The organism is Rossellomorea vietnamensis (genome assembly GCF_008180415.1).
Classification (GTDB): domain Bacteria; phylum Bacillota; class Bacilli; order Bacillales; family Bacillaceae_B; genus Rossellomorea; species Rossellomorea vietnamensis_C.
On sequence record NZ_VTEI01000004.1, the window covers coordinates 129,489 to 153,113 of the forward strand.

A 23,625-nucleotide genomic window follows, 5' to 3' on the forward strand; every position below is an offset into this window, starting at 1 on the left:
ACTTCATGATAGGATAAAGTTGGTTTCCCGACCACTTCATTCCATCATAGAAGGAGGTATGCCCTGTGAAGGACATGAACAGTTTAGCATATACAACTTGGAATTGTAAGTATCACTTAGTGTTTGCCCCAAAGTACAGAAGACAAATTATTTATGGAAAATACAAAAAGAGTATTGGGCAAATTATACGAGATTTATGTGAGCGGAAAGGTGTTATTATTCATGAAGCAAATGCCTGCCCGGATCACATTCATATGTTGGTAAGCATCCCACCAAAATTAAGCGTATCTCAATTCATGGGTTACTTAAAAGGAAAAAGCAGCCTCATGATATTTGATCGACATGCCAATTTGAAGTATCGATATGGGAATCGGAAATTCTGGTGTCGTGGGTTCTATGTAGATACAGTGGGCAGAAATAAGAAGCAAATACAAGAATACATTAAGAATCAGCTAAAGGAAGATTACATGGCTGACCAGTTAACTTTGTTTGAAGAACATGATCCGTTTACCGGACAGAAAAATCGGAAGAAATAAAGAAATTCTTTAGAATTAGTGAGTGAATGTGGTGCAGAAGGGAAACCCATTCAGTGGGCCTTTTAGGCCGAGGCCGGTAAGAGAGGCTTCCAGCCGCAGAGCAAACCACCAGTTCACACTGGTGGTTTTGATTTTATGGAAACTGAGGGAACCCAGCCAGCGTTACATGTGAGGCAGGTAGCAGCCAGAAACCCAGCCGGGGTTGGGGACAAACTAAAGTTAGATTTTTTTGAATAGTGACTCATATTGGGGATGGTCGATAGAATGGGAAAAATGGCTGATAGAAGTGACGAACTGGTTGATAGGATTAATAAAGTGGTTGATAGAAGTACGAAAGTGGTTGATAGAACCGCAAAACCGGTTGATAGAAATAACCCCGAAGTATCTGCACCTCATAATTAACGCAAGAAGCAGCCAGAAACCCAGCCGGGGCTAGGGTCTAACTAAAGGTTAGTCCTTTTGAAAGGTGCCTCGTATTGGGTAGTGGTCGATAGAATGGGCAAAGTGGCTGATAGAAGTGGCAAGCTGGTTGATAGGATCAAAAAGTGGTTGATAGAAGTAGGATACTGGTTGATAGAACCGCAAAACCGGTTGATAGAAATAACCCCGAAGTATCTGCATCTCATAATTAACGCAGGATACAGCCAGAAACCCAGCCGGGGCTGGGGTCAAACTAAAGTTAGATTTTTTTTGAAAGGTGCCTCGTATTGGGAAGTGGTGGATAGAATGGGAAAAATGGCTGATAGAAGTGGCGAACTGGTTGATAGAATCAATAAAGTGGTTGATAGAAGTACGATACTGGTTGATAGAATCGCAAAACCGGTTGATAGAGACAAAACTCCGCACTATCCTGCTCATCCTTTTAGCCCTGGGAGAAAAGTTACCCTTTTTCCCATAAGATGCCTATCAGAAAAATTCTCCTATTATGAATACTCCTAGAAGTATTCCTTTCTTGGATTCTCTTGACTATAATGTGGATATTGTTTTTTGAGCAATTATTAGAATATTTAATAATAAATGAAAAAAGGAGGAAGAAAACGATGGAACAAACGAAGAATAATGGTCTCATCATGCGTATGTTAAATGTCATCGAACGTGTCGGAAATAAACTTCCTGACCCGGTCACTTTGTTCTTTATCTTTTCTTTACTAGTAGTCGTTTTGTCTGCTCTCTTTTCTTCAATGGGTGTGCAAGTAGAAGACCCGCTGAATGAAGGAGAAATGATTGCAGTCAAGAACCTGCTGAGCTCCGAAGGGATTCTGTATCTCTTTGAGAGTGCTGTAACAAACTTCACAAGCTTTGCGCCGCTAGGTACCGTCCTTGTGACCATGCTTGGTATTGGGATTGCCGAACGCTCCGGATTGATCAGCGCCGCTCTTCGCGGACTGGTTACATCTGTACCGCGCGTGCTTATGACAGCTGCCCTGGTATTCGGCGGGGTTATGTCGAGTATGGCTGCCGATGCTGGTTATGTCGTATTGACGCCGCTTGGAGCAGTCTTGTTCGCAGGACTTGGACGCCATCCGCTTGCCGGTCTGGCTGCTGCTTTCGCCGGGGTTTCCGGAGGATTCAGTGCGAACCTATTGCTGACATCACTTGATCCGCTTCTTGGTGGATTGACACAGGATGCTGCCGCAATCATTAATCCGGATTACGCTGCAGGCATCAACTATGCGATGAACTACTACTTCATGATCGTGTCGGTATTCTTGATCACGATTCTAGGAACATTGGTAACAGACTTCATCGTTGAACCGCGCCTTGGAAAATATAAAGGCGATGTGAAAGAAGAAGTCGATTATCTAAAACCGGAAGAGAAAAAAGGGCTGTGGGCAGCACTTGCCGCTTTCCTTCTAACGGTTATTGCCATTGCACTGCTTGTCATCCCATCTTGGGGACCACTGCGCGGCGGGGAAGAGAACCTGATCGATGCACCGTTCTTCCATACGCTCGTACCGATCATCCTGATCATGTTCTTCATTCCCGGGCTGGTGTACGGCCGAATCACAAAAGCCATTCAGAATGACAAAGACGTGGCAAGACAGCTGGCTGAAACAATGGCTACCATGGGTGCCTACATTGTACTTGCCTTTGTCGCGGCACAATTCGTATCTTATTTCAGTGAGTCCAACCTTGGAACCGTCCTCGCTGTAAAAGGAGCAGAATTCATTGATGCCACTGGCTTTAAAGGAATTCCGCTGATCCTGACATTCATCGTTGTATCCGGCTTCATCAACCTGTTTATCGGAAGTGCTTCCGCAAAATGGGCCATCATGGCACCGGTCTTCATCCCGATGATGATGCTTTCAGGCTACTCGCCGGAATTCACACAGCTCGTTTACAGAATCGCAGACTCCACAACGAACGTCATCTCACCGTTGATGCCATACTTCGCAATCGTTATCGCCTTTGCGCAAAAGTATGACAAGAAGGTCGGAATCGGAACGCTGATCTCCACAATGCTTCCATACTCCATCGCCTTCACCATCGGCTGGGTGATCCTGCTGATCATCTGGATGCTTACTGGGCTTCCGATCGGTCCTGGATCTTCGATTACGTATTAATCGGCTGGCGCTAAGGGACGGAGGGACAGGTTCCTTGTCCCGTCTGCTTTTGCAGAAAGACCTGATTCCTTTGGAATCGGGTCTTTTTTAACGGCTATTTATCAGAACTATCACATATGTGGCGGTTTTAGTCAGAAATCCCAGCCTCGGCTGGGGACCAACAAGGGTTTGTTCTTTTGAAAGGTACCTCGAAAAGGGAAATGGGTGATAGAAAGCGGAAAGTGGTTGATAGAAGGGCCAAGCTCGTTGATAAAAGCATGAAACTCGTCGATAGAACCGTAATTTTCGTTGATAGGGACATCAAACTCGTCGATAGCACCCTCAGCATAAATGTTCCGTAACCATAGTTAGTGTAAAGCACACTAAATCCACAAGAATAGTGATTATCACAATATTAATATCCCTATCTCATGTATAGTTAAAGCAAGACAATATAATAATGCAGAAAGAGTACATGCGCGAACAATATAACCAAGGGGGAAACAGGATGCGAAGGATCATTTTAACGACCGAAAGCGGTGCCGACTTACCGGAGGACTTGGCCCAAAAGTACAATGTACAGGTGGTTCCCATGCACATCATCATGGACGGAAAAGATTATTTAGACGGTACTTTGCCGGTCCAGGAGATCTATGACTATTATGGGCGCACAAAAAAGATACCTTCCACGGCCTCGACCAATGCTCATGAATATGAAGAGTTATTTGCGAGGATCAGACAAGAATCTCCGGACAGCATCATCGTTCATGTCGGTTATACCTCAAAAGCGTCTTCTTCTTTTCAAAATGCGGTCATTGCCGCGGAAGAATTTCAAGACATTTATCTCATCGATGCCCTCAATGTTACCGGCGGATTAGCGGCAGTCGTTGTATATGCGGGGGAGCTATTAGAAAAAGAACCGGACATCGATCCAAAACTTTTGGTTGAAAAAATAGAGGAAATCGTTCCGAAATCAAGGCTGGCTTTCATCCCGGGCAGCCTGGAGTTTCTGAGAGCAGGAGGACGTGTAAGCAACATGGCGTCTCTGATTGGGACTCTTTTAAAAATAAAACCGTGCATAGAGCTGAAAGATGGCAAGCTTATGTCCACGAAGAAGTACCGCGGAAAAATGAGCGGAGCAGCTGAAAAACTCTTTAAAGATTACTTGAATGAATTCGATATTGATAGAGAACAGCAGCTCTATCTGATCTATTCAATCGGACTCGATGAAGCTATCAAACAGCGGATGGACGAGGCTGCCCGCGAAAATGGCTTCCAGAAGATCAGATGGATCCAGGCAGGCGGAATGATTTCCACTCACTCCGGCGCCGGCGGCTTTGGAGTGGCAGGGTTGGAAAAGTAGTACAAAGATTGGAGTGTAACATATGAAGGATCCCGTCATCATTATCGGGGCAGGGCTGAGCGGTCTCTGCGCGGCTTCCCTCCTCATTTCAAAAGGCATCGAGTGCAAGGTTTTGGAGGCGCGCGGGCGGACTGGCGGAAGAGTATTGAGCCAGGAGGTCGAGGACAGACCGGAGATTGGCCGGTTTGACCTTGGACCAACTTGGTTCTGGCCTGAGCATGAGCCGGTCATCACCAGTTTAGTCAGCGAGCTTGAGTTAAAAACAATCGATCAGCATACGGAAGGAGCCATTCTTCTCGAACAGTCTCCCGGCAGTCCCATCCAGCGCCATCTGCTGCCGGAAGGATCTGTTGAAAAATCGGTCAGGCTTGCGGGAGGGATCCAGTCGCTTATTGACGCCCTGGTTCAAACCCTTCCCCAAGACACAATTGAACTCGACACGCGGGTAACAGCCATCTCTATGGAAGAAGAAAAGGTTGTCATTGCAGCAGCATTAAGTGATGGAACACGGAAGAAGATATCTGGAGGAGCAGTCATTTTAGCTCTGCCTCCCCGGTTGGCAGCACAGAGAATTGAATTCTCGCCAACCCTTCCGAAAGAATTGGTGGACAGCCTGGAGAACAAGCCGACCTGGATGGCAGGGCAGGCGAAGGTTCTGGCTATCTATGAGCGTCCTTTTTGGAGAGGAGACGGTCTTTCCGGACAGGCTATGAGCTGGGCTGGGCCCTTGCAGGAAATCCATGATGCCTCTCCTCTAACCGGATATGGTGCGCTCTTCGGTTTCTTCAGCTTGTCTGCAAAACAACGCCATCAGCTGGGGAGGGAAAAGGTTCTCGAATTAGCTGCCGATCAATTGACCCGGCTATTTGGACCACAGTCTGAAAAGCCGATCTCTGTCCTTTACAAGGATTGGTCCGCCGATTCCGAAACGGCGGTAGAGGACGACCACCAGCCGCTCAACAGTTTCCCGGCCTATGGACTGCCGACAAACAGCGGTACCTGGGAAAAGAAAATCCTGTTTGCAGGGACAGAAACCTCGGCGGAATCCGGCGGGCATCTGGAAGGGGCCTTGCGGTCGGCTGAGCGTGCGGTTTCTGAGGTGCTGGAATTATATAATATACAATAGAGGCTCAGCCGTTGTGCTGAGCCTTAAGAATGCAGCGAACAAGAACCTGTTCTTATGGAAAGGTTCTTTTTTTTTATGATGACTGTCACGAGGGAATAGTCCTGCTTCCCCCACCTTTGCATCTTTCCTCCAGCGAGCATTTTTTCTGTCAGGACTAATAGGGGGAGCCTGCTCTTTTTAAAATAAAGGGAAAAATTCCCCTTATTGACTCATAACAATAGTGAATAAGTGCTTTTTCTTAAAATAAGGGGAAAAACTCCCCTTATTCACCAGCAAAATAAGCGGCACTTAAGGGGAAAATTTCCCCTTATTTTTCCCGCTAAAGCATTTTTTAAAAATGGACGGCCCCTGTTTCTCACATCTTCCGGCTTTCCACCATCTCAAACAACCCCTGATCTGCACGGGATCTATTCTGTTTTTCTTCTACTAGTCCTGCCTCCTGCGGGATAGAACTTTTCTCAAGCTCTTTAGACAACCCCACTAACATCATCTTTCCAGCCAAAATCGTCAAGGTGAAAAAGACAACTGGTATGAAGGCGATCCACGGATACGTCGTCCATAAGAATTGCCACCACGTCCCGAGGGAGCCAGACCATTCATGAGATAAAGATAAAAAGGTTTGTTTATTGAAAAGATCTTCAGCTATTCGGAAGCCGCCGATGAAAATTTCCAGCATACCCAAATGGGAGATTAACAGCATCGTGGCAATGAATTCCCTGATCAAAACAAGATAGACTTGCGGAACGATGAATGGCCGGAGGTGATTCTTGATGAAGTGAAACTCCCGTGCACCAAGCACCCGGGCACCATCTATGAATTCTTTTTTCATCACGTTCTCTATTTCATTAGAGAACAGCAAGGAACGATAAATTTCCTGGAGTCATGCAACTAAATCAGCCAATTTTTCAATCCTATTCCATGAGGTTACAAGAGTATATAGAGGGATCCCTACAGCAAAAATAATATTGCTCTCCAATATGGCCTTCCATGGTTTCATACCTTTACGAATCTTATAGAGTAATAAAATGAGTGATACAGTCACGGCGGTGTAAAGCAGCCAGAGAAATTCTTTTTGCCTGTCTACTTCATAAAGCATGGCGTCTACCATCCAGGCATCTTCCTCAGAAAAGGATAGAGTGGTGATAACCTTTTCCATCCCCAGCCAGTTAAAGGATTGAAGAGATACATGATTCTCTTGCACAGCTGTAAATTCGTACCCATTTGGCAGGAATGACACTTTATAAACAATAAGGTAGGAGAGGCCTGCCGAAATACCTGCAATGAGCAGGAACGACAGAAACTTCTTGATTTTGGTTTTATATTGATTCATTTTTCAAATCAGCTCCTTACTCTTCATTTCATTGTCAGTTTAACATACGTTATCCAAGCCCACTCTGTATAAAGCAGGGGACAATATAAAAAACCAGCACCTTTAAAGGATTGCTGATTTTCTTGAGAAATATTTAACTACCCATTCCGCCTCTTCGTATACCGGTTCGCATAACTCGAAGCCACAAACGCATCCGGCTTGATTTTCGGCTCCACACCCATCGCTTCCATGCGGGCGACCATCTCTGTCACGAACTTATTCGTCTTGCTTTTCTTTCCTGCTCCGATGTCAATATGGCCCTCCATGGTAAAAGAAGCGCCTTTATAAATGTTAGGAAGGACGATGTCGATCAACTGATTTTTTCGTTCTTCCGTAAATAGCGAAACAATCTCCTCAGACAGAGATAACTCATACGAAATCCGCTCATGCAGCTGCAGCATTTTCCGCGGAACAACCACTTTCCTGATACAGGCCCAAACTCCTTTTCCTTCATTTAAAATAACAATTCCCGTGATGAAGGTGGTGTGCCTGGAGTGGACCTGCGAGTCTGTCCCAACCATTAACCGGTAGCTTCCGTTTGGCTGAATTCTCATGAATTTGACAATATGCTCAAAGACCTGTTCAAACGACATCCCGCTTTTCTTCAGGTTTCGGAATGAGTAGTGATCAGCACCATCGCTTTTCATCTTTCATATCACAGCCTTCTTGAAATTTGTGGTGTACAAAGAACCCTTCCTTCTATCCTATGACAGGAAAATTTGTTTGATGTGGGCAAATGGTTGGTTTAGCCCTTGGAAGATCTTGAAGGACACTTCGTGAAAAAAACCGAGCCCAAGTGACCCATAGAGAGCGCCTAAAGGCCACTTCATGCAAAATATCGATTTGAAGTGTGACATAGAGAGTTTCTAAAGGCCACTTCATGCAAAATATCGATTTGAAGTGTGACATAGAGAGTTTCTAAAGGCCACTTCAGCAAAGAAATCGGGTTGAAGTGTGACATAGGGAGTTTCTAAAGAACACTTCATGCAAAAAATGAAGCCGAAGTGTCCTATAGGGAGCGTCTAAAGGCCACTTCGTGAAAAAAAACAAGCCCAAGTGTCCTATGGAGCGAGTCTAAAGAACACTTCAGCCAAAAAATCGGATTCAAGTGTCACATAGAGAGTTTCTAAAGGCCACTTCAGCTAAGATATCGATCCCAAGTGTTACATAGAGAGTTTCTAAAGGCCACTTCAGCCAAAAAATCGATCTCAAGTGTTACATAGAGAGCGCCTAAAGAACACTTCATGCAAAAAATGAAGCCCAAGTGTCCTATAGAGCGAGTCTAAAGGCCACTTCAGCCAAAAAATCGGATTCAAGTGTCACATAGAAAGTTTCTAAAGAACACTTCAGCAAAAACAACAACCCCAAATGTCCCATAGGAGTCCCCTAAAGAACCCACCTATACAAAGGGAGAGCATTGTTACACCTTTACAACGTAACAGTGTTATGTTACGTTAAGAGCAAGGAGTGAAGAACATGGATAAAGATTTGATTTCCAAGAAGGATCTGCTGGAGCAGACGGATATTACGTATGGCCAGCTTTATCGCTGGAAGAGGAAGAAGCTGATTCCTGAGGATTGGTTTATTAGAAAGTCAACGTTTACCGGGCAGGAGACCTTTTTTCCGAAAGAACGGATACTCGAAAGAATCGGCAGAATTAAGGAACTGAAGGACCATTTGTCACTGGATGAATTGGCGGGTGCTCTGACGCCAAAGACGAAGGATATTCAAATCACAAAGGGAGATTTTCTCGGAGGTAACATTGTTTCGTCCAACACGATTTCTATTTTTGAAGAGCTATTTGGCAACCTCGATAGCATCACTTTTCAAACCGGCTTGTACTTGTATCTTTTAGACAGAGCTTTGGAATCAGGAGAAATCGGCTGGGAAGAAGGAAAGCAGATTCTGCAGACGTTGGATGCCCATTTTTCCAAGCTGGAGGACAAACAGGCTTCGCTGAAGGTTTTAAGAAAAATGGGTGTTGTAACAGTGTTGCTTCTGACGAATGTCAATGACTTTTATGTGGATGAGAAGACGAAAATAGCTGTTTCATTGTCCATAGATTCGGAAACAAATGGGCTGATGAAAAAGTTGACAGCGGGAGGTTTTTAAATGGGCGGAGAGAGAACGAAACGGTTGAAGGTGATCGGAGAAGGAACCTATCCGGGCGGAGATTATGAGAAGGTTAAAGTGACCGGGCAGGGGAAGGTTTCCGGGGATATCCGTGCTGTTGAAACAAAGGTGACGGGTGAAGGCCATGTAAAGGGGAAGGCTGCGATCAATCAGTTGAAGGTGACGGGAAAACTGACCATCGACGAAGAATTAAGCAGCAATGAGCTGAACATCATCGGTGAGCTGAATGTCGGAAGCTCTTTAAAGGCAAATACCGGTACTGTGAGAGGGTTTCTGAATAGTTTAGGAAATGCCGAGCTGGAAAAGCTTCACGTAAAAGGCGGCGTAAATATAAATGGCCTGTTGAATGTCGGGGAGCTGATCATCAACCTGCAAGGAGCACCGAGCAAGGCAGTTGAAATTGGCGGAGAGATGATCAAGGTGAAGTGCAGAAGTTTTTTCAGCCGCCCTCAAACCCTGCAAGCAGAATTAATCGAAGGCGACAGCATCTATCTAGAGAACACCACAGCCAAAATGGTCAGGGGCAGCAACGTTGAAATCGGGCCGGGCTGTCATATCGAGAAGGTGGAATATCGGTCGACGTTCATCAATAAGGATAAAACAATTTTAGAGGCTAAAAAGATTTAAAGGGGGATTATCAATGAACCACGAAGAAAAAGAAGCTCTGATATTGTCAGGGAGCAGCGAAACAGGCGGCGGCTCGTTTACAAAGGTTGAAATCAACGGAAGCGGCAAGATTACCGGCGATGTCCATTGTGAAAGCCTGGAATGCAACGGCTCTGCTAAAGTATATGGAAACATCACCTCGGAGCACACCGTCATCAGAGGCAGCATGAATATACAGGGAGACCTTACTTCAGAAAAAATCGAAGTGCACGGAAATTCCGATGTGAGCGGAATGACAGCGTTCAGGAACATGGAAATCAAGGGACAGGCGAAAGTAGATCAATCACTGAAGGGGGACCACATCCTCCTTGAAGGCATGATAAAAGTGAAAGGCGACTGTGAAGTAGAATCTGCCGACCTCAAGGGCGCCTTTACTATCGATGGCCTCCTTAACAGCGACCGCGTGGCTATCGAACTGCATGGAAAATCAAAGGTTAAAGAAATCGGCGGAGAAACCATCACGGTGAAACGATCCGGGCCTTCCATCCTGAACTTGGATAAATTCATCAAAACCTGGAGCAAAGAACTGCAGGCAGAGCTCATCGAAGGCGACTCTATCAATCTTGAATACACCAAGGCAAAAGTGGTCCGTGGGAATAACGTAGAGATTGGTCCCGGCTGTGAAATTGAGCTAGTTGAATACGGAAATGATCTGCAGGTGTCGGAAAAGGCGAAGGTAGGCAAAAGTACGAAGCTGGAATAACTCAGATCTGATTTTTCCAGTAAAATCACCTACCATCTTCCCCAACCATTTTGACTTTTCATGGGGAATGTCTCAAAATAAAGGGAGATGAGGTGACACAATGAGCGAAAATGTAACGAGTGTAAAGTGGTTTGGCATGGCGATTCAGGCGCTGGTGGTCATGGCCAGCAATGAAGGACTCTGTCCAAGCGGCCAATTGGCAGAAAAGCTTAATTCCAAATCAGTTTTTTTAAGAAAAATATTAAGACATCTGGTAAAAGAAGAGCTGATTCAGGCGAAGGAAGGCCGGGACGGCGGCTATTATCTTGTGAAAAAACCTGAAGACATCAAGCTGTCTGACGTGTATGAAGCGATGAGGTCGGAAACGTTTCCTAAAGGATTCTTCGATGTAGAAAGCAAAGAGTGCTTTGCTCCCTGTACGCGTGAATCTATGGGTGAGCTGCGAGATGAGATGGAAAGCTGGGTAGTGAGCGGCTTGGAGCAGAAGACGATTAGGGATTTGATGAAGTCGTAGAAACTTTTCAAATAATAATAGAATTACCAGAATGAGCGACGCGGTGCAGCGTTGCTTTTTTTTATACGTTCAACCAATTTTTTACAGAGTGTGCTAAAATAGAACTAAAACTAACCGGGAAATTTATTATGAGAATTGTTGATGAATATCCTGAAATTTCATACGCCGAATTTACTCTTAAAATAATAGAGGTGATTGATTCTTGGTTAAAAAAACAATGGAATTTTTCTACCCGCTGGGAGATCATCCTGAAAAAGATCCTTTATTAAGTAATTTGCCAACAGGTTATAAATTTGCAGCACATATATTCTTCCCTTTTATAAAAATGCCCGATGACTGGAAATCCGATAAAAGTGACAGCCCTCATCAATACTATCCTATTAAAGAAGATATACTTAAATATGGTAAGCCAGTATCTTGGAATTCATTAAGGGAAAAGTGTGGTTTCGATAGTTTAGGTGAAACGTCTAAAGCTGTAATAGCAAGTACTTTTGGCAGCGGCGTTAGAGAAATCTATCGAAGACCTGATTTGTCTAAACGCTTAGAAAGAGTACTAGATAAACAGACATATTATCCGATGGAAGATGAGATTTCTGTTTTTTTAATAGACGATATTGTTGCAATTCTTGCCTCAAAAGGTGCAAAGCATCTTAATTACCTGACAATATACGGGGAAAAACAGACATATGCATTAACCGAAATAGACACTGACATCAAAATCAGCCTTTCTTCGTCTTCTGGGCCGGTAACCATAACAGACGAGAATGAGGACTTTGTATTTACTTGTTACTTTGATGAAGTTTCTGCTATATTTTTTGCAAAAGAAGATGCTAAGGATTTATTAGAAAAAACTCAGCTGGAAGGTATTATCTATGATAAGGATACCCCTCTTATTTGGGAGGATGATTCATATCAATTGTTTAAATAAGGCTCTTTTCGTAAACTTTGTTGTTATTTGATACTACTACCAAGAAACGAATCATAATTCAACTTAATAACCTGGTAATTACGAAAAGAAAAGAGCTGCTTTCCCCGATTAGAGAGAAATCCCTTAGTATCCGGGGGGAATCCGGCTCCTGGGATTTTTCCGAAAGCAACAATCTACGCGAAAACAGCCTTAAATAAAGGGGCGCTGGCTGAATGGCTGTCCCTCTAAACGGGAGTGGAGTAAATGAATCAACGTTTCGAATTAAGCTTTAAAAACAAAGAAGTAAGAATGTGGATTTACTTGGCAGTACCAACGTTTATTGTAGGAGCCACCCTTATTTTTTATGGTGACGGATATTATCATTGGATCCCTTATTTGTTGTTTCTTGCTATCTTTTATAGTTGGCGTTTCTTTTACAGAAGGAAAAGAAAGAATAATAGGTTACACAGTAAAAAACAGACCTGATTGGCTCTGTTTTTTTACGTTTTAATTCCTTTTTATCCCCTTGGAGCCCCTGTTGTTGAAGAAACTTATTTTAGAGTTGAATTAAAAATTGCACCATAATAAGTACCATCAATTTTTATAGCAACAACAGGATTACTCCGGTCCTGTTCAATAATTTCAAATATTTTAGTCCCAGCCTGTAAGTTGAGGGTGGAATCAAATTTTTCTGCTTCACCATTCTCTTGTATTTCGTCTACTATTGCTTTGATTTCCCCGATTTCTTTTCCTACATCTTCAACTAATACTTTCCCGCGTTCAATAGTGTATAGACTATCATCAAAAGCAAATGCCCCTTTTGATTCACTTGGAGTTTCACCTATTATTTTTCTTGGTTCCTCCGTTGTAGAACAAGCAGCCAGTGAAACAATAGTAATAAGTATGAACATACTTTTTATAATTAATCTCAAGGAATTCCCTCCTTATTTAACCCCTATTCGCACATATCTTTTTCTTTGCCTGTTCAATAAACCAACTCCATCACTTGCACAAAGGACGGCTGGTCGTTACTACCCTAAAGAACCGAAGATTTATTGAATCTCCTTACTACAAGAAACTCAATAATTAAAACTGTAAGGCTATATTGACACGAAACATATTAATAACCAAATTGGATAAATGAACCACTTTCAAGGAATGCAAACCAGAATTCATAGTCGCTTTTAATAATTTCTACCCAAGCAATGGATACAGAAGGAATTATCGGAAGAATGATAATAGAAGAAACATGTATTGAAATTCTATTTGTTTTTTAAACTTAAAAATAGTTTACTAGTGAATTAAAAGTAAAAGAGCTAGTAAATCCAAAGGATACCTCCTGATAAGAATTAATTTGACCAAATCATGGACAAAGGATTTTTATTTAATTTTCATGTGATTCTTCTTCAGTTTTTGTAATATCCATTATTTTCAATGATATCACACAAATCCTCCAATAAGCTTGGCTTCTCAAGAAGCAGGTTGCGAATGGACAAGTCATTTAGCACCCAAATTATCTTATACGACAATCACACTACAATTTGAGGGGAGTAGACCTGCAAGTTAAATTTTGCAGGATAAACCAAGTTAATAATGATATATGTTAAACTATTTATATTACAAATTATTACAAATAACCAATTGCGGTTTGTTAGGTGTAGGAATTCTATCTTCAGCAGAGGTTCTATATTATATGGGTAAGGCTGGCTTCGAATGGGATAAGGACGTTGACGAGGATCAAAAAATGGAAAAACAGTTTAGAGATTTAGGTCAAAGTAATCCTTGGTTATTTAAGTGAAAGGGCAGCATTCCTGAATAAGAAAAATAAAACAATATATAAGAGGTGAATTTAAGTGAATATTAGACTTGCTGAAGCAAGAGACATTAAACAATTAATAAAAATGAGATGGGATAATACCCTTGAGTTTGATGAGGGCAAAAAAGACGATTCCTATGAAGAGTTTGAAAGGGAATGTCAAATATTCTTAGAGGATGCACTAAAAAGCAGCCAGTGGTTTATTTGGGTTGCTGAGGACAAGGGAAAAATTGTTTCCCATATATACATAGAATTAATACAAAAAGTGCCAAGGCCGGGCAGGGTTACTCATCCATTTGCATATATGACCAACGTATACACCATTCCAGAATATCGAAATGGAGGTGTTGGAAGTAAAGTATTAAGTACAATAAACGATTGGATAAAAGAGAATGAATATGAGTTTGTCATTGTATGGCCGAGTGATGAAGCCATTAATTATTACAAGAAAAATGGTTACGTTCATTGTACTGAGCCAATGGAATACTTTCCTTCTTGAACGCTGACGTTTGCTGAATAAGAGCCCCTTTGTTCCAGTAAAGGGAGGTTAACAGAATATAGGGAATCTCAATCAACTTGGGTTTCGTTTATTTCTTAACAGTAGAGTATGCTGAACTTATTTTCAATTATTGGGTTTATTAAAGTTGGAACATTCATAGGAAGGAAGAGGAGGTAAGGGTATGATCAAACCTCGTGCTTTGAAAAAGGGTGACCAAGTAGCAATTATTGCACCAGCTGGCCAGACTGACAAAGAGCAATTGACACAAGGAAAACGGGTACTTGAAGAGATGGGGCTTGATGTCGTCCTTGGACGACACGTGTTCGATGTGGAGGAAGACATGGACACCATGGACCGAAAGCGGCTTACTGATTTGCACGAAGCCTTTAGAAATCCTGCTATCAGCGGCATTTTTTGTGCCAATGGAGGATTTGGAACAGCTAGAATCGCTCCTATGATCGATTATGCAATGGTAAAAAGAAATCCTAAGATATTCTGGGGATATAGTGATATTACATATCTGCTTAATGCCATTCAAAACTTCAGTGATTTAGTTACACTTCACGGACCGATGGTGGCATCCGACTTGAATGATGACGAAAGGACCAGAGAAACAGAATCGTCCATTTTATCTTTGTTTACAGGCGAACCTTTAACCTATGATTCTAGAAATTCGCCATTGAACCCGATTACATCTGGAACAGGAGAGGGACGATTGGTCGGAGGGAATTTAACTCTGCTCACCAATGGGCTGGGAACACCCTATCAAGTGAATGCGGAAATGGTTTATGATAATACTAAAGGTGTTTCATAAAAAGGTGGTGAATGAAATGTCTGTTCGTAAAGAGGATTTATTTAGAATAATGGACTCTTTAAGCAAGGAAGATAAAAAAGCAGCCTTGGACTTTATTGAGTTCTTGGTCGAACGTTCAAAGAATAAGAAACCACAATCTTGGCAAGACATCGATGAGTTAGATAGTGATGATGAAACTTTAACAGATGAAGAACAAAAGCAGTTGAACAGTGAAGAAGGATATGTTTCAGGGGAGGATGCAAAGCGTGAATTCGGACTACAAATTGATTTACCATAGGTCCGCAGTTGTTTAAGGAGGAGTCTTTGGTGTTAGACAAAAAATGAAAAAAGGCTGACAGGAGGAAATGTTTCCAACGTTTATAGGGTGGGAGATACTGTCAGGCGTGAATTAAGTAAGAACAGCCACAAGAGCCATAAGCTGTTAAAGCATTTAGAGAGCAAGGGCTTCAGTTATGCACCATACCTCCGAAAGAAGAGGCTGATCTCCTTATTGAAGAAAAGCCCCCTATCGGAAGAAACAACTATTATGTAGTGAATAACTGACCATCAAGTGCTTGGATGTAACGAATGGCCGATCTTTGAACAGCTTTATCTGCATCCTCTTTTACCACTTTATGAAAAGCGTTATATAACTTATTAAATGGTAACGCACTCACCTTATTGGCTATGTCTTTAACCTTACTTGCCGGGAGTGGAATTAAGTTCGGATAGCTGTACATAAAACTTACCCAGTTAGTATCTGCTACAACCTGTATGATATCTCCGGTTAGAAGAATTCCTCTGCCTTGGTTTCCCTCTCTCCAATGAAGAACTGCCCCGCCTTTAAAATGACCTCCTAAACGATGTAATTTCAACCCTTTACTTAACTTTTTTTCTTCACCCTCCCAAAAGTGTATGTGTTCATTGGGTTCCATTATCCATTCTTGATCATCTTGGTGGATATATATTGGCGCATTGAATGTTTTGGCCCAGTCAACCTGTCTTGAATAATAATGAGGATGAGAAAGTGCTATTGCATCGATTCCACCTATAGAGTTTATAAACTGAATGGTTTCATGATCCAGGAATGTTATACAATCCCAAAGGATATTAGACCCATTATCTACTACTAAATAAGCGGTCTGTCCAATTCCCAATTTTGGGGATGTTGTTATACTATATAGCCCTTCTTCTTCCTTTGTAATAATGTTTTTATACTTACCACTAGTAATTAAATCATGATGAGTAGTCCATTTTTGCCCATTCGGGTTTACATACTGTCTTTCTTCCTCACATATAGGACAATGTTTAGGTTCGCTATTACTTTCGGAAAATTGAACTCCACAAGTAGTACAAATATACTTTTCCATTAATCTGCCTCCTGAAATCTTATTATTTCAAGTTTATTGAAACTCTGGGATATATACCTCCTTAATTAATCTGAAGCTTTGTACAACTTTAGTCGTAGATGACATTTTTCACTGCCAAGGTTGGGTGTTGAGTGTGTCCTCTTTTTTCTTTGATTAACTGTAGTTGACAAAGGAACAGTTTAAGTTTTATACTGTTCTTGTGAAAGTTACAGTTTAAAGGAGGATATTGTTATGTCTGATAAAACAATGAGCAAAGAAGAATATTTAAATAAAGCGAAAGAACTTGATACAACGAAAGAAGCACCGAAGCAGTTGGAGGACACGGACTTTTTGACAGTGGCGAAAGAGCGCCGTTCCGTACGCCAATATGATCCGAATTTTAAAATAGAAGAAAGTGAAATCCGTGAACTTCTGGAAACAGCTGTGCTGGCGCCTTCATCCAGCAATCTTCAATCCTGGAGATTCTTAGTTATTGAAGATCAGAAGGAAAAAGAGAAGCTGCTTCCTATCGCTAATAATCAGCAGCAAATCGTAGATGCTTCAGTTGTCATCGCCATCCTTGGTGATCGTGAAGCCTACAAAAAAGCTGATCAAGTCTACACTCAAATTGCTGAAAGAGGCAACATGCCTGAAGACGTCAAAGACATGTACGTCAACAGCATTTTCGATAACTACGGAAACTTCCCTAAAGAGCGCTTAGCGAAAATCGCTCACATTGACGGTGGAATTGTCGCAAATCAATTAATGCTTGCAGCGAAAGCGAAAGGCTATGACACTGTGCCAATGGGCGGCTACGATGAAGCTCAATTTGTGGAAGCTTTCAATGTACCTGAAAGCTATGAGCCGGTTATGCTGCTTTCTCTTGGTAAAGGAACTAAAGCTGGATTCGAGAAAACTCGTCTGCCTCTTGATGATGTTCTTTCTTGGAATCGATTCTAATAAAAAAAATCAGGGCCTGACTCCAGCGAGCAGGTCCTGAAATTTTATATGAAAAAAGGTTTCAAACAGGTCATTAGACATTAGGTTCGTATACCGTTTACGCTAGTTATAGAAACTAAATCAGAAAGGATGGATTCAATGAAAATTTTAGTTGTTGGAGCAAACGGACAAATCGGAAAACACTTAGTCGGACTGATACAAGACAGCGGCAGCCATACCGCCAAAGCGATGATCCGTAAACAGGAGCAGGTCTCTCATTTCGAATCAATCGGTGCCGAAACCGCGGTTGTGAATTTAGAAGGTGAGATAGAAGATATTGCAAAAGCAGCAGAGGGAGTCGACGCCATCGTGTTCACTGCCGGATCCGGCCCGCATACTGGCGCAGACAAAACCCTTATGATTGATCTAGACGGTGCTGTCAAAACGATAAAAGCGGCAGAAATGGCAGGCGTGAAGCGGTTTGTTATGGTCAGCTCCTATGATACGACCCGCAAAGCGATACAGGAAGCGCCTGAATCCTTCGCGCCATATGTGGCTGCCAAGCACTATGCAGATGAGTGGCTGCGAGGAACAGATTTGGACTACACCATCGTCCATCCTGGTCTCCTCACAAATGACAGTGGAACCGGTAAAGTCGAAATCGCCAGTGAAGTGGAAAGAGGAGAAGTTCCGCGCGAGGACGTGGCGCATGTACTTTTCGGAACCTTGGAAGACGACTCGACGATCGGGAAAGAGTTCCAAGTGGTGACAGGATCTACTCCTGTTAAAGAGGCTTTGGGTAATCTTAAATAGGGCATGTTAGTATGTTTTAAAATGCCCTCGATCTAGAGGGCTGGAGGGTAACTATTCTCTTTTTGAAAATTTGAATCGACTTGAAATCAGCAGGCCTGATCCCCAGTACCGGGGGTGAGGCCTGTTTGCTTACCAATTGTTATGTTGGCGGTGAGGTTTTCTTTATATTTGGCTGAGGGACACCAAGGCGCGTTTTTGGGATGTAAGGTGTCCGTCGTGATCAGCCCGAGTGACACCAAGAGGCCATTTTTCAATGTTAAGTGTCCTTCGTGATCAGCTCGAGTGACACCAAGAGGCCATTTTTCAATGTTAGGTGTTCTTCGTGATCCGCCCGAGTGACACCAAGAGGCCATTTTTCAATGTTAGGTATCCTTCGTGATCCGCTCGAGTGACACCAAGAGGCCATTTTTCAATGTTAGGTATCCTTCGTGATCAGCCCGAGTGACACCAAGAGGCCATTTTTCAATGTTAGGTGTCCGTCGTGATCCGCCCGAGTGACACCAAGAGGCCATTTTTCAATGTTAGGTGTCCTTCGTGATCCGCGTGAGTGACACCAAGAGGCGGTTTTTCGAAGTTAGGTATCCTTCGTGATCTGCTCGAGTGACACCAAGAGGCCATTTTTCAATGTTAGGTGTCCGTCGTGATCCGCCCGAGTGACACCAAGAGGCGGTTTTTCGAAGTTAGGTATCCTTCGTGATCCGCTCGAGTGACACCAAGAGGCCATTTTTCAATGTTAGGTGTTCTTCGTGATCCGCTCGAGTGACACAAAGAGGCCATTTTTCAATGTTAGGTGTCCTTCGTGATCCGCCCGAGTGACACCAAGAGGCCATTTTTCAATGTTAGGTGTCCTTCGTGATCCGCTCGAGTGACACCAAGAGGCCATTTTTCAATGTTAGGTATCCTTCGTGATCCGCTCGAGTGACACAAGAGGCCATTTTTCAATGTTAGGTGTCCCTCGTGTCCGCTCGAGAAACACCAAGAGGCCATTTTCAATGTTAGGTGTCCTTCGTAATCCGCCCGAGTGACACAAAGAGGCCATTTTTCAATGTTAGGTGTTCTTCGTGATCCGCTCGAGTGACACAAAGAGGCATTCTTCAATGTTAGGTGTTCTTCGTGATCTGCTCGAGTGACACCAGGAGTCAGTTTTTCGTGGTTAGGTGTCCCTCGTGATCCGCATGAAGGACACTAGGAGTCAGTTTTTCGTAGTTAGGTGTCCCTCGTGCCCGGCCAAAAGCCGCCAAGCAGCAATTTATCTTCATCAAGCGCCTCTCAAAAAATAAAAAAGTTCTGACCAGCAATCCAACAAAGGATTGCTGGCCAGAACCAGTCTAACTATCTCCCTCCGCCCCCCCTAAAAAGGCATCAAAATCCGTATCGAAGTCCCTTCCCCCGGCCTGCTTTTCACATTAATGCTTCCCTGATGCAGCTGAACCAATTGCTTCGTGATCGCCATGCCCAACCCTGTTCCGCTTCCGGAATCGCTTGTATTGGTTCCGCGGTAGTATCTCTGAAAGAGGCTGTTGACCGTTTGCTGATCCATCCCGATTCCATCATCAGTGATCATCACTTGAAACAAATGATCTTCAATGGTGGATAGTGAAACGGTGACCGTGGTACCGGCAGGGTTGTATTTAAGGGCGTTTTCAACAAGATTATCCGTGATCCTTTGAAACCATTTGGGATCCACCGAAGCTAAAATGTTTTCGTCCTCTGCTTGAAAATCAAGGGTCTTATCCGAGTAGTCCGGGTTGTTCATATACCCGATGACGGTCCTGCGTACGAGTTCCGTAATGTTGGCTTCTTCACGGACGATGGGCAGTGCCCCATTTTTGATACGGTAGGTTAACGTCAGATCGTCCAGCAGATCGCCCATGTAGGACGCCTTGCTGCCAATGACCTCCGCAAACTCCCGAACCTCTGCCTGTGACCAGTTGTACTCGTCGGACTCCATCATTTTCGAATACCCGGCTATAGAGGAAAGAGGGGTCTTTAAGTCATGTGAAATCCCGCTGATCCATTCCTCCCGGGTCATTTTAATTTTTGCCCGCTGATCCTGGTTCTCCTTCAGTGTCTCCGTCAATTGTGAAAGGGTAGTGATGAGATCGCGGTACAATTTGAATTTTCGTTTGAGCTTTCCGTTCTTCTTGAACAGGACGGGCTGATCAACATGGTTGGCGGGCTGCTGGTAATTTCCTTTTCCAAGATTCTCGATCCATTTCATCATCGTCAGAAGCGGATTGCCGAATTTATAGGCATACCAAAAAGTGATCAGAAGCAATAATAAGAAGATCAATACGGCGACCAGGAGGATGCTGCTTCCGATCTTGCTGTCCACCGTTTCCTCCAATGCGGCAGCGGTACCTTGGATAGGCATCCCCATCAAGATCGTTTGCTGCGTACCCCCATCGTAATGAGCTGAAACGGATTCCTCCATGGATTGAGTCAGCTCCAAAATGTCTTCCTGAGTATAGGACTCACGCTTCTCTCCGGCACGATACTCATCCGTTACTTCCCCGGAAGAGTTCACCAGCTGTACCCAGGCATTTTTACCCTCCAATTGGGACGCCATTCCTTGTGGCAGATCCAGTTCACCTTGCCCCCAATCAACCTGCTCCACCACTGACTGTAAAAGGAGCGATTCGCCTTTCTCTTTTCTTAAAAAGACCAAAGGTGAATCGGAGTCCGATTCATCGAGCTCCCAATAGGCATAGTCAAGGGTCGGGTCTTTTTCCAGCAGCAGGCCGGCGAGTTCTCCTTCCTTAAAAGAGACGCCCTCGGGTTCGGGATAGCCGCCAAGGACTTTTCCTTCTTTTGACAGAACCAGGAGGGTACCGGACTGCTCATCAAGCAGTCTCTTTAGTCTCTCTGAAATCGTCGCTTCTCCATCCTCGAGTGAAACGTTCTCCGAAACAAAATAATTTTCAGCTTGCAGCAAATCAAATTCTGCCTCCGTATCGGAAAGCAAGTACCCGATCAGCCCAAAAAGGAAGAAGAGAAACAAGCCAACGAAGAAGAAAATGAGCATGAGCTGCAGGAAAAGCTGAATCATAAACCGTTTATGAATGTTCATGAAGGTCTCCGTTCGGAATGAATTTGTACCCCAAGCCCCTTACAGTGATAATATAGCGCGGATTACTTGGCTGGTCCTCAATCTTTTCGCGAAGCTTCCGGATATGGACCATCACCGTGTTGTCTTCTCCAAGGAACTCCTCGCCCCACACCTGTTCATACAGCTGATTTTTACTGAAAAGTTGGTTCGGGTGCTGGCAGAAAAATACCAACAGCTGATACACCTGGGCGGGCAGATCGACTTTCCGGCCTTTTACAGTAACCACTCCGGCAGAGGTGTTGACGTTCAAGTCGCCGAATATATAGGTTTTTAGAGGAGAGTCAATGGCTGCCCTGCCGTCTTTCCGTCTTAAATGAGCCTTGATCCGCGCGACAACCTCGAGCGGATTGAAGGGCTTTGTAATATAATCATCCGCTCCCAAAGCAAAGCCTGAAAGCTTATCCAAATCAGTAGTCCGGGCTGTCAGGAAGAAAATCGGAGCGTCGGTTGTCTCCCTAATCAGCGGACAGATCTCAAAGCCGCTGCGGTCGGGAAGCATGACATCGAGCAGAACCAAGTCGTATTGCTTCTCACGGCAGCGAGCTAAAGCGTCACCCGCAGTATGGGCACTGTCTATAAAATGAAAATTTTCCTTCTTTAAAATGGTGGCAAGCATTGTGCCGATGGAAACTTCATCATCCACAATGAGAATTTTAGAATCATGCATTCTATAAACCTCTGTTTCTGCTGAATTTATAGCTACATCATACCAATTTCTACATTGGAAAAATAGGAATTAAGGTAAAATTAAGGAAGAGGTTCGCAAGCCTTAAGGAATGGGATGTAAGATGGGGATATCAATAAAAGTCGTATTGATATCGAAGGGAGAAAAGCTATGTTTGCCATTGGAAAAAGAGAATTTCTGAAATTATTCAGGGGTGTCAAATCAATCATCATCATCCTGATCCTGGTTTTAACGTCATACTACTCTGCCAAGTTTTCCAACCTGCTGCTGTCACTAGACGAATTCTCACCAGAGGATGCGGATAAAATTCAATATGCAGGATTATTATTTCTATTACTCTTCTTTGGACAATTATTTGTCATGGGGCTGTCTCATGATGCGGTTAACCGGGAAATCCATGAACGGACGATGCGCTTCCTGGTCACGAGGACCTCGAGATTATCGATTGTACTCGGAAAATTTTCCGGGATAGTACTTTTCTGGTTCACTTGTGTTTCCCTGTCCTTCCTCATCATTTTTATCATGTCCGGCACGATGGATTTTCTCAGTTACTTTCAAACGTTGAGTCTGCTGGCCTACCAAATAGCGCTGACAATCCTTTTGTCGACCATGATCCCAAAGCCAGCATTCACCATGTTTCTCAGCATTATCATCGGATTGGCCTTTCCTATCTTGGGTTTTTGGCTGGTGTTCACGAGCAATCAGTGGGTGAGCTGGCTGAAGTATCTGACACCGTTTAATTACTTGGAAGAGGATTACACGTTTCCTATCATCTTGCCGCTGGCTGCGGTAATGCTCGTTATTTCATACATCGTGTTTAAAAGGAGGGAGTGCTGATGGCTGTGATTGAAACCAAACAGTTGGGTAAAACGTATGGAAGAGTGACCGTTGTAAAAGGAATCGATTTGTCTGCGGAGAAAGGAGAAATCTTTGGGTTCCTGGGCAGGAATGGAGCGGGGAAATCTACTTTTATCAACATGCTGACAGGCATCATCCTCCCAAGCTCGGGTTCATTCTCGTTATTAGGAGCGGACGGCCCGAATGATGAGGTTAAAAAGAAGATCGGTGTGATGCCGGATTACACAAGCTTTCCGGAATCCATGACAGCGATAAGCTATTTGAAATTTTTATCAGAGGTGTCGGGTAAAAAGGCTTCCAAGGAAGAATGCCTCACCGTTTTGGAAAAAGTCGGCCTCGAAGCAGACGCCCATAAGAAGATCGCGAAATATTCATTCGGAATGAAAAAGAAACTCGGCATCGCGCAGGCCATCATCCATGATCCCGAGTTGGTCTTCCTGGACGAGCCGACATCCGGAATCGATGCCGAATCCGTTGTCCACATTCACCAATTAATCCGCGATTTGCATCAACAGGGAAAAACGCTTTTCATGACTTCACATAACCTGGATGAAGTGGAAAAGCTCTGCTCCCGCATTGCGATTATGAAAGAAGGCCAGATTGTGAAAATGGGCTCCATGGACGAACTCCGGTCATTTTACCAAACAAGGATTGTTGTGAAAATCAAGCATGGTAACATTCCGGAATCAGAAGAAACACGCTTGCTGCAATGGCTGGAAGGTGCGGGCGAGGAACTGGAGAGTCTGGACAACCGCCTCCAGATCACCGTCGGGCAGGAAAAGAAAATCGCCGAGATCATCCGCGCTTTCTACCAATGCAAGGTGGATGTGTACCGTGTCGAAGTCGAAGAACCGACTCTGGAAGAAATTTTTCTGGATGAACGAAACCAACATGGAGGATAAGG

The 23,625-nt window shown here is 43.6% G+C and carries 27 protein-coding genes and 1 pseudogene; 21 read left to right on the plus strand and 7 right to left on the minus strand.

The window, feature by feature from the left end; all coding sequences use genetic code 11:
* The first annotated feature begins 74 nt into the window (after window positions 1–74).
* From tnpA to FZC78_RS10440, 7 genes are all read left to right on the plus strand, one after another.
* On the plus strand, window positions 75–536 hold the full coding sequence (tnpA, locus tag FZC78_RS10420; protein ID WP_148939788.1) for an IS200/IS605 family transposase: 462 nt from the start codon (window positions 75–77) through the stop codon (window positions 534–536).
* A 273-nt stretch (window positions 537–809) separates the two neighbouring features.
* The gene (locus tag FZC78_RS24575) at window positions 810–938 is read left to right on the plus strand and encodes a hypothetical protein (protein ID WP_286365488.1); all 129 of its coding nucleotides are present in this window, start codon (window positions 810–812) and stop codon (window positions 936–938) included.
* A gap of 93 nt (window positions 939–1,031) precedes the next feature.
* A complete protein-coding gene (locus FZC78_RS10425) occupies window positions 1,032–1,475 on the plus strand; it encodes a hypothetical protein (RefSeq protein ID WP_148939648.1) in 444 nt (147 codons plus the stop codon).
* Window positions 1,476–1,576: 101 nt separating this feature from the next.
* The gene (locus FZC78_RS10430) at window positions 1,577–3,100 is read left to right on the plus strand and encodes an AbgT family transporter (RefSeq protein ID WP_148939649.1); all 1,524 of its coding nucleotides are present in this window, start codon (window positions 1,577–1,579) and stop codon (window positions 3,098–3,100) included.
* 176 nt (window positions 3,101–3,276) lie between these two features.
* Window positions 3,277–3,441, plus strand: a complete 165-nt coding sequence (locus FZC78_RS23640; RefSeq protein WP_187444889.1) for a hypothetical protein — start codon at window positions 3,277–3,279, stop codon at window positions 3,439–3,441.
* Window positions 3,442–3,587: 146 nt separating this feature from the next.
* Window positions 3,588–4,442: a DegV family protein gene (locus FZC78_RS10435; protein ID WP_148939650.1), complete on the plus strand. Its 855-nt coding sequence runs from the start codon at window positions 3,588–3,590 to the stop codon at window positions 4,440–4,442.
* 22 nt (window positions 4,443–4,464) lie between these two features.
* Window positions 4,465–5,568, plus strand: a complete 1,104-nt coding sequence (locus FZC78_RS10440) for a flavin monoamine oxidase family protein (RefSeq protein ID WP_148939651.1) — start codon at window positions 4,465–4,467, stop codon at window positions 5,566–5,568.
* Window positions 5,569–5,923: 355 nt separating this feature from the next.
* On the opposite strand, the gene FZC78_RS10445 is transcribed toward FZC78_RS10440, so the two are convergent.
* From FZC78_RS10445 to FZC78_RS10455, 3 genes are all read right to left on the minus strand, one after another.
* Window positions 5,924–6,397 carry a hypothetical protein gene (locus tag FZC78_RS10445; protein ID WP_187444890.1) on the minus strand — a complete coding sequence of 158 codons (474 nt, stop codon included), beginning with the start codon at window positions 6,395–6,397 and terminating at the stop codon, window positions 5,924–5,926.
* 51 nt (window positions 6,398–6,448) lie between these two features.
* Window positions 6,449–6,898, minus strand: a complete 450-nt coding sequence (locus FZC78_RS10450) for a hypothetical protein (RefSeq protein ID WP_148939652.1) — start codon at window positions 6,896–6,898, stop codon at window positions 6,449–6,451.
* Window positions 6,899–7,035: 137 nt separating this feature from the next.
* Complete coding sequence (locus FZC78_RS10455) at window positions 7,036–7,584, minus strand: ribonuclease H-like YkuK family protein (RefSeq protein WP_148939653.1); 549 nt, start codon at window positions 7,582–7,584, stop codon at window positions 7,036–7,038.
* A gap of 829 nt (window positions 7,585–8,413) precedes the next feature.
* On the opposite strand from FZC78_RS10455, the gene FZC78_RS10460 reads away from it, so the two are divergent.
* From FZC78_RS10460 to FZC78_RS10485, 6 genes are all read left to right on the plus strand, one after another.
* A complete protein-coding gene (locus FZC78_RS10460) occupies window positions 8,414–9,049 on the plus strand; it encodes a YhbD family protein (protein ID WP_148939654.1) in 636 nt (211 codons plus the stop codon).
* Window positions 9,050–9,697, plus strand: a complete 648-nt coding sequence (locus tag FZC78_RS10465; RefSeq protein WP_148939655.1) for a hypothetical protein — start codon at window positions 9,050–9,052, stop codon at window positions 9,695–9,697.
* A 13-nt stretch (window positions 9,698–9,710) separates the two neighbouring features.
* On the plus strand, window positions 9,711–10,439 hold the full coding sequence (locus FZC78_RS10470) for a polymer-forming cytoskeletal protein (protein WP_148939656.1): 729 nt from the start codon (window positions 9,711–9,713) through the stop codon (window positions 10,437–10,439).
* Between the two features lie 100 nt (window positions 10,440–10,539).
* The gene (locus FZC78_RS10475; RefSeq protein WP_148939657.1) at window positions 10,540–10,953 is read left to right on the plus strand and encodes an RrF2 family transcriptional regulator; all 414 of its coding nucleotides are present in this window, start codon (window positions 10,540–10,542) and stop codon (window positions 10,951–10,953) included.
* Between the two features lie 202 nt (window positions 10,954–11,155).
* The gene (locus tag FZC78_RS10480; RefSeq protein ID WP_148939658.1) at window positions 11,156–11,881 is read left to right on the plus strand and encodes a DUF2711 family protein; all 726 of its coding nucleotides are present in this window, start codon (window positions 11,156–11,158) and stop codon (window positions 11,879–11,881) included.
* Window positions 11,882–12,124: 243 nt separating this feature from the next.
* The gene (locus FZC78_RS10485) at window positions 12,125–12,346 is read left to right on the plus strand and encodes a hypothetical protein (protein ID WP_148939659.1); all 222 of its coding nucleotides are present in this window, start codon (window positions 12,125–12,127) and stop codon (window positions 12,344–12,346) included.
* Between the two features lie 65 nt (window positions 12,347–12,411).
* Here FZC78_RS10485 and FZC78_RS10490 read toward each other — a convergent pair whose 3' ends face one another.
* Window positions 12,412–12,792, minus strand: a complete 381-nt coding sequence (locus FZC78_RS10490; RefSeq protein ID WP_148939660.1) for a hypothetical protein — start codon at window positions 12,790–12,792, stop codon at window positions 12,412–12,414.
* A 921-nt stretch (window positions 12,793–13,713) separates the two neighbouring features.
* On the opposite strand from FZC78_RS10490, the gene FZC78_RS10495 reads away from it, so the two are divergent.
* The 4 genes and pseudogenes from FZC78_RS10495 to FZC78_RS10510 all read left to right on the plus strand — a co-directional run.
* A complete protein-coding gene (locus FZC78_RS10495; RefSeq protein ID WP_148939661.1) occupies window positions 13,714–14,175 on the plus strand; it encodes a GNAT family N-acetyltransferase in 462 nt (153 codons plus the stop codon).
* A gap of 181 nt (window positions 14,176–14,356) precedes the next feature.
* Entirely contained in the window at window positions 14,357–14,989 is a 633-nt protein-coding gene (locus tag FZC78_RS10500; protein ID WP_148939662.1) for a S66 peptidase family protein, read from the plus strand.
* 16 nt (window positions 14,990–15,005) lie between these two features.
* Complete coding sequence (locus FZC78_RS10505; RefSeq protein WP_148939663.1) at window positions 15,006–15,266, plus strand: hypothetical protein; 261 nt, start codon at window positions 15,006–15,008, stop codon at window positions 15,264–15,266.
* Window positions 15,267–15,320: 54 nt separating this feature from the next.
* Window positions 15,321–15,449, plus strand: a pseudogene (locus tag FZC78_RS10510) (aminoglycoside phosphotransferase family protein); the annotation flags it as partial.
* A 64-nt stretch (window positions 15,450–15,513) separates the two neighbouring features.
* Here the strand turns inward: FZC78_RS10510 and FZC78_RS10515 are convergent.
* On the minus strand, window positions 15,514–16,338 hold the full coding sequence (locus tag FZC78_RS10515) for an MBL fold metallo-hydrolase (RefSeq protein ID WP_148939664.1): 825 nt from the start codon (window positions 16,336–16,338) through the stop codon (window positions 15,514–15,516).
* Window positions 16,339–16,569: 231 nt separating this feature from the next.
* Between FZC78_RS10515 and FZC78_RS10520 the strand changes: the two genes are divergently transcribed.
* Together FZC78_RS10520 and FZC78_RS10525 are read left to right on the plus strand one after the other, a co-directional pair.
* Complete coding sequence (locus FZC78_RS10520) at window positions 16,570–17,277, plus strand: nitroreductase family protein (protein WP_148939665.1); 708 nt, start codon at window positions 16,570–16,572, stop codon at window positions 17,275–17,277.
* Between the two features lie 138 nt (window positions 17,278–17,415).
* Complete coding sequence (locus FZC78_RS10525; RefSeq protein WP_187444891.1) at window positions 17,416–18,069, plus strand: SDR family oxidoreductase; 654 nt, start codon at window positions 17,416–17,418, stop codon at window positions 18,067–18,069.
* Between the two features lie 1,351 nt (window positions 18,070–19,420).
* On the opposite strand, the gene FZC78_RS10530 is transcribed toward FZC78_RS10525, so the two are convergent.
* Both FZC78_RS10530 and FZC78_RS10535 read right to left on the minus strand, forming a co-directional pair.
* On the minus strand, window positions 19,421–21,139 hold the full coding sequence (locus tag FZC78_RS10530) for a sensor histidine kinase (RefSeq protein ID WP_148939667.1): 1,719 nt from the start codon (window positions 21,137–21,139) through the stop codon (window positions 19,421–19,423).
* Window positions 21,126–21,845 carry a response regulator transcription factor gene (locus FZC78_RS10535; RefSeq protein ID WP_148939668.1) on the minus strand — a complete coding sequence of 240 codons (720 nt, stop codon included), beginning with the start codon at window positions 21,843–21,845 and terminating at the stop codon, window positions 21,126–21,128. Before FZC78_RS10535 ends, FZC78_RS10530 begins: the two co-directional genes overlap by 14 nt.
* Before the next feature lie 168 nt (window positions 21,846–22,013).
* Between FZC78_RS10535 and FZC78_RS10540 the strand changes: the two genes are divergently transcribed.
* Both FZC78_RS10540 and FZC78_RS10545 read left to right on the plus strand, forming a co-directional pair.
* On the plus strand, window positions 22,014–22,700 hold the full coding sequence (locus FZC78_RS10540; protein WP_148939669.1) for an ABC transporter permease subunit: 687 nt from the start codon (window positions 22,014–22,016) through the stop codon (window positions 22,698–22,700).
* Window positions 22,700–23,623 carry an ABC transporter ATP-binding protein gene (locus FZC78_RS10545; RefSeq protein WP_148939670.1) on the plus strand — a complete coding sequence of 308 codons (924 nt, stop codon included), beginning with the start codon at window positions 22,700–22,702 and terminating at the stop codon, window positions 23,621–23,623. Before FZC78_RS10540 ends, FZC78_RS10545 begins: the two co-directional genes overlap by 1 nt.
* Window positions 23,624–23,625 lie beyond the last annotated feature (2 nt).